Annotated in this window: 3 protein-coding genes; 2 read left to right on the top strand and 1 reads right to left on the bottom strand. The window is 44.6% G+C overall.

Annotated elements, in window-relative coordinates; translation table 11 throughout:
* Positions 1 to 29: 29 nt before the first annotated feature.
* Positions 30 to 260 carry a hypothetical protein gene (locus F6K57_RS39975; protein WP_293074394.1) on the bottom strand — a complete coding sequence of 77 codons (231 nt, stop codon included), beginning with the start codon at positions 258 to 260 and terminating at the stop codon, positions 30 to 32.
* Position 261: 1 nt separating this feature from the next.
* Here F6K57_RS39975 and F6K57_RS39970 point away from each other — a divergent pair, with 1 nt between their 5' ends.
* On the top strand, positions 262 to 438 hold the full coding sequence (locus tag F6K57_RS39970; protein WP_293074391.1) for a hypothetical protein: 177 nt from the start codon (positions 262 to 264) through the stop codon (positions 436 to 438).
* Between the two features lie 113 nt (positions 439 to 551).
* Positions 552 to 3,419: a CHAT domain-containing protein gene (locus F6K57_RS39965; RefSeq protein WP_293074389.1), complete on the top strand. Its 2,868-nt coding sequence runs from the start codon at positions 552 to 554 to the stop codon at positions 3,417 to 3,419.
* The last annotated feature ends 118 nt before the right edge of the window (positions 3,420 to 3,537 follow it).

The following is a 3,537-nucleotide window of genomic DNA, read 5'->3' as shown; positions in this document are numbered from 1 at the left end:
TGGCAATATCTTTCTGACTGCTTATCCCACTACTGTGACACCGGATGGATTTCGGCAGGTACCTGGGTCTTGTTATTTGCGCTAGGGAACAGGGAGCAGGGAATCGGGAATCGGGAATCGGGAATCGGGAATCGGGAATCGGGAACACAGATGCAGCGTGGAACGGGCATCTTGCCCGTTACAATTCCCAGGGGCATCAGGGGTGGAACGGGCATCTTGCCCGTTACAATTCCCAGGGGCATCAGGGGTGGAACAGGCATCTTGCCTGTTTCATTTCCAGGGGCATCAGGGGTGGAACAGGCATCTTGCCTGTTTCATTTCCCAGGGGCATCAGGGGTGGAACAGGCATCTTGCCTGTATCCTGCCCGGCATCAGGTGTGGAACAGGCATCTTGCCTGTTTCATTTCCGGGCAGACAAGATGCCCACCCCACTCATAGTCATCCCGCCCCTCAGCAATGACAAAAATTTAGACATACCTGACTATTACTATGAAACACCATAGTCCATTGGAGAGATAATTAAAAATAGAAACCCTAGATTTAGCGTCCTCATGCTTCGCGCGACCCTAATTGGCACACAAACCCTAATTTTTTTTCTCCTAAATTTAGTTCTCCCCATTGGCATCCTTCCGGTCTTATCCTATCCCACAACTGTTAAGCCAATTCCTCAAGATTGGTCAGCGTCAGATTTAGTGGAACAAGGCAGAGCATTCTACACCAAAGGTCAGTTTAATCAAGCAGCAAGCACTTGGGAACAAGCGGCACAAGCCTATGAATCCCAAGGGGATAGACTACATCAGGCCATGGTGTTGAGTTATCTGTCCTTGGCTTACCAGAAACTGCAACAGTGGTTTGATGCAGAAGATGCGATCGCATTTAGCCTCAAGCTGTTAGAGACCGGAGCAGATCTCAGGGATAGCCCAGACTACCAGCAAATCCAAGCCCAAGCTCTCAACACCCTAGGTAGTTTAGAATTAGCCTTAGGACAACCAGACACTGCTCTAGAAGCCTGGCAATTGGCTACTGAGATTTATCAACAATTAAAGGATGACATTGGCATTACAGGTACCCTAATTAATCAAGCTCAAGCGATGGAAGCCTTAGGACTTCACCGTCGCACCTGTAAAACCTTATTACAAGCCTTAAACCTGGACAATAATTGCGATTTGTCCAATCAAGAAAGGTTTGAAACGGTGCTGCAAACCTTTCAACAAACCCCTGATCCCCAGATTAAAATCCTTGGCTTACGTAGCCTTGGGAATACTCTCCGTCTCCTTGGGGACTTGAAGCACTCTCAGCAAGTGCTTAAGGCAAGTTTGAAAGTAGCTCAACCTCCTCTGGAAAAACGAGAGACCTTACTGAGTTTGGGAGATACAGAACGTTCTTGGTACAACCACTATAAACAATTATACACCAGAAATAACCAGATAGAACAACAAGAAAAAGTTCAAAAAAAAGTTGATGAGCAGTTTAATTATGCTCTAAAATACTATCAAGAATCTCTTCAAGAGTCAAGCAAATTATCAGCATCAACCAGCTTAGATATTGAACCGAAACTACAGCGATTAAGTCTACTCATTGACTTCCACAATTGGTTAGAGACCTTAACGGATGAAGACAAAGATCAAAACAAAACTACAAAGCTCCAAGAATTAAAATCTAAAATTAATGACCAAGTCAAGGAATTACTCAACAGCGAGATTACTAAATTACCAGCTAGTCGAACCGCAATCTATGCTCAAATCAATTTTGTCGAAAGTCTGATCACCTATGATCTAAAATCAAACAAGCATCAAGACAATCTTCAGCGGTCATCCTTTATCCTTCAGCCTTACGAAATTGCCCATACATTAGTCAAAGCTCTCCAAGAGGCTCAACTTTTAGACGATAAACGAGCCGAATCCTATGCCCTTGGTACCCTTGGTAAGCTATATGAACAAACTCAGCAATGGTATCAAGCTCAAGAATTTACCGAAAAAGCCCTGACCATAGCTCAAGGAATTCAAGCCGATGACATTGCCTATCAATGGCAATGGCAGTTAGGACGAATTTATCAAGCTCTGGGAAAAACTGAAGAAGCAATCACCGCTTACCAAGCAACGGTCAAAACCCTAGATTCTCTTCGCCAAGATTTACTGGCTCTCAGTTCAGATGTGCAGTTTTCCTTTCGGGAAAATGTTGAGCAAGTCTATCGAGAATTAGTCGATTTACTCTTGAAAGACGATCAAACCGCTCAACCGATCGCAAAGAAAGCGATCGCAGATAACCGGATCCCACAAAACAAGCTCAAGCAAGCTACCGCAGCAATTGACTCTCTCCAGCTAGCCCAAATTGAAAATTTTCTGGGGTGTAACCTTTCTGACATTGTGGAATTGAGGGAGCAGCAAATCGATCCGAGTGCAGCATTAGTTTATCCGATTATTCTCGATGACCGCTTAGCGGTGATCGTGAAATTACCAAAATCAGGAAAATTTATTCACTATACCGCTGCTTTACCTAAAGCTAAACTTGAGCAAACCTTAGAAAGTCTCCGTATAGAGCTAGAAAAACCTTTTATTTCTAAAGAAAGTCTAGCCTTATCCCAACAGGTTTATGACTGGTTAATTCGACGGGCGGAAGGGTTGCTCGAAGCCAATCAAGTTAAAACCTTAGTATTTGTTCTTGATGGTGGCTTTCGCAATGTTCCCATGGCTACCCTTCATGATGGTGAACAGTATCTAGTAGAAAAAGGCTATGCGATCGCACTCATTCCTGGTTTGAGTCTACTGGAGCCCAAACCCTTAGCTCAAGTAGAGTTAAATGCCTTAGCCTTTGGACTTTCAGACATGCGCGAGGGTTTTCCTGATCATGAAGGTTTCGCTAACCTACCCAATGTTAAAACAGAATTAGGGGAAATTAAATCCCAAATTCCCAGTCAGCAATTGCTCAATCAAGACTTTACCAGTCAAAAATGGCAAGAGTTAATCAGTTCAGTGCCATTTCCTGTGGTGCATTTAGCTACTCACGGTGAGTTTAGTTCAGATCCAGACGAGACCTTTCTGCTGGCGTGGGATAAGCGAATCAATCTCAAGGATTTAAGCAATGTCATCCAGAACAGAAGTGACAATAGTTTAGAAGCAATTGAATTACTAGTGCTCAGTGCTTGTAAAACTGCCGATGGTGATAGTCGTGCTAGCTTAGGCTTGGCCGGAGTAGCGATTCAGTCAGGAGCCAGGAGTACTATGGCTTCCCTATGGTTCATTGATGATGACTCTACGGCTAAACTGATGGCATCTTTTTACCAAGAATTAGCTGATTCTGGCGCAACGGTTACCAAAGCTGAAGCCTTGCGCCGTGCTCAAGTTAAGCTCTTAAAAAGCCGTGGTTATCAAGCTCCATATTTCTGGGGAGCCTATGTTTTAGTGGGAAATTGGCTGTAATCGGGAATCGGGAATCGGGAATTGGGAATCGGGAATCGGGAGTAGGGAATCGGGAATCGGGAATCGGGAATCGGGGGAAGTGTGGGGAGGTAGGGAGATGGGGAGGTGGGGAGGTGGG

It is taken from the genome of Moorena sp. SIO4A5 (assembly GCF_010672005.1).
GTDB lineage: Bacteria > Cyanobacteriota > Cyanobacteriia > Cyanobacteriales > Coleofasciculaceae > Moorena.
This window is presented reverse-complemented; position numbering and strand designations above follow the sequence as displayed.

Excerpts from the sequence above, each read along its gene's own strand:
- F6K57_RS39975 (WP_293074394.1), bottom strand. The coding sequence starts at position 260 with ATGCCTGTTCCACCCCTGATGCCCCTGGGAATTGTAACGGGCAAGATG.
- F6K57_RS39965 (WP_293074389.1), top strand. The coding sequence starts at position 552 with ATGCTTCGCGCGACCCTAATTGGCACACAAACCCTAATTTTTTTTCTC.